Origin of the sequence: Holdemanella hominis (genome assembly GCF_014306155.1) — a bacterium.
Lineage (GTDB): Bacteria > Bacillota_I > Bacilli_A > Erysipelotrichales > Erysipelotrichaceae > Holdemanella > Holdemanella hominis.
Genome location: NZ_JACRWH010000105.1, coordinates 1 through 1827, shown reverse-complemented (window position 1 = coordinate 1827; position 1827 = coordinate 1). Strand labels below are relative to the sequence as shown.

The 1827-nt window shown below is 31.4% G+C and carries 2 protein-coding genes and 1 pseudogene; all 3 read left to right on the top strand.

Features of this window, described 5'->3' with window-relative positions:
* The first annotated feature begins 335 nt into the window (after positions 1 to 335).
* Positions 336 to 881, top strand: a complete 546-nt coding sequence (locus H8911_RS12840) for an aminotransferase class I/II-fold pyridoxal phosphate-dependent enzyme (RefSeq protein ID WP_369410308.1) — start codon at positions 336 to 338, stop codon at positions 879 to 881.
* A 100-nt stretch (positions 882 to 981) separates the two neighbouring features.
* A complete protein-coding gene (locus tag H8911_RS12835) occupies positions 982 to 1122 on the top strand; it encodes a hypothetical protein (protein ID WP_255466375.1) in 141 nt (46 codons plus the stop codon).
* 56 nt (positions 1123 to 1178) lie between these two features.
* Positions 1179 to 1490, top strand: a pseudogene (locus H8911_RS12830) (PLP-dependent transferase); the annotation flags it as partial.
* Positions 1491 to 1827 lie beyond the last annotated feature (337 nt).

Genomic DNA, 1827 nt, shown 5'->3' with positions numbered 1-1827 from the left:
ATGAATAAAATTGAAGTTTTTAACATCACAATCTAATAATGATAGAGTTTCAATTGGAATGTTTGAATGATAAGTGGTGTCCATAATTGAAGTATAGAATTAAATAGAGATGTAAACAAAACTTGGCAAATGAAAAGCGCCCATACAAATCATTTTATATGACTTGATGCTTTTTTTATCTTAAAATAAAAGAAATTTAAATACAATGTAAATAATTGTATTTATCGTTGCCATAATAAACATTTTTTATCATAGAAAACATATAAGAATAGTATTAAATAAAGAGGATGATTATAACTAAATTAAATTGAGATCAACGAAATTTTAAATTCGAAATATTACAACTACATGTAGGACAAGAACAAACAGATCCAACAACTGATGAACGTGCAGTGCCTATTTATCAAACACCATCTTATGTGTTTAGAAATTGCGATCATGCAGCAGCACGTTTTGGATTGAGTGATGCAGGAAATATTTATGGATGTTTAACGAATGCAAGTGAGTATGTATTTGAAAAGCGTATAGCAGCTATTGAAGGTGGTGTAGCTGAGTTAGCCGTAGCATCTGGTGCAGCGGCTGTTACATATACAATATTAAATTTAGCTCAAAATGGGACAATATTGTTTCAGCCAAAAATATATATGGTGGTTCATTTAATTTTATTGGAGAACACTCTACTTAAGTATGGGATTGAAACAAACTTTGTAGCTATCTTTAATGAAGAAGAAATTGAAAGTGCTATTAATGAAAAGACAAAGGCTTTGTATATTGAAACATTGGGTAATCCAAATTCTGATGTAGTAGATATTGAATCAATCACAAAGATTGCTCATAAACATAAGATTCCATTAGTAGTGGATAATACATTCGCCTCATAGTATTTAGTGAGACCAATTGAATATGGAGCTGATATTTTTATTCATTCAGCCACAAAATTTATTTGAGGTCACGGAACTAGTATTGGTGGTGTTATCGTTGATGGAGGAAAGAAAATTTGATTGTGAAGCTAGCGGTAAATCCGATTCATTGACAAAACCAAATCCAAGTTATCATGGTATAAGTTTTACACAAACATATGGAGTTGCAGCATTCGTCACTAAGGGCGTGCAATTCTTTTAAGAGATACAGGAGTTGTAGTTTCTCCTTTCAATGCATTTTAATTCTTACAAGGGTTAGAAACATTATCCTTACGTGTGGAAAGTCATAGTAATAACGCATTAAAAGTCGTCGAATATTTGAATAATCATGCTCAAGTAGAAAGCGTATCTCATCCTAGCGTCTCTACAGATCCTAATCAACAAGAGTTGTATAAAAAACATTTTCCTAATGGAGGAGGCTATATCTTCACGTTTGACATTAAGAGGGATACACAAAAAGCTAAAGATTTTATAGAAAATCTAGTATTATTCTCCTTATTGGCGAATGTTGCGGATGTTAAATCGTTAGTGATTTATCCGGTGACAACAACACATTCACAATGTACATAAGATGAGTTACTAGATCAGGGAATTCGTCCGAACACAATTCGTTTAAGCATAAGATGTGAAAACATTGATGGTATAATTCAAGATTTGGATAAAGCATTTGAAGCAGTTACATAAATAAAAAAGTCAGAGATTTCCAATGTTATTTAATTAAGAAATGACGGCTTTGAGGGGAACAAAAAAATGTGCTCCTCTTTTTTTTTGGAAATTTGAATTTTTTTGACGGAAGCCCTTATTTTGATTTTGAATGTCGTGTTGTACGTTTCAAAATTAGTGATGATACCTACGAAAGTATTATTACAAATTTAGACGAATCCGAATTCAATATACAAGATATTAA